The sequence below is a fragment of the Mesorhizobium sp. M8A.F.Ca.ET.218.01.1.1 genome, from assembly GCF_004791165.1.
Classification (GTDB): domain Bacteria; phylum Pseudomonadota; class Alphaproteobacteria; order Rhizobiales; family Rhizobiaceae; genus Mesorhizobium.
Window position 1 is genome coordinate 1 of record NZ_SRUZ01000216.1, and the last position, 282, is coordinate 282.

General features: G+C 65.2%; 1 protein-coding gene. It reads right to left on the reverse strand.

Translation table 11 applies throughout. The annotated features are described in order from the left end of the window. Positions 1–48: 48 nt before the first annotated feature. A partial coding sequence (locus EN861_RS35075) for an extensin family protein (RefSeq protein ID WP_245512190.1) occupies positions 49–282 on the reverse strand: 234 nt, incomplete at its 5' end.

Here is a 282-nt window from a genome sequence, read left to right on the forward strand (position 1 = left end):
CGAGCTTTTCGGCCGCGAACATCGCCGCCGCGTCCGCATAGCGCCGCGCTACGCCGAACTGATCGCCGACGATGCGCAGCCGTTCCGGATCGCGGTCGCAGATGGCGACGATCGAGGCGCCCTCGCATTGTAGCCGGGGCCGAGCACGGTGGTGAAATACTGGCAACCGTCGGCGCGCACATTGTTGAGGAAGCCCCGGGTGCGGAAGGCGAACAGGCCGGGCTTGCGCACGTCGATGTCATCGCCATTGTTGAGCTCGACGTCATGAGCATCGAACTCAAC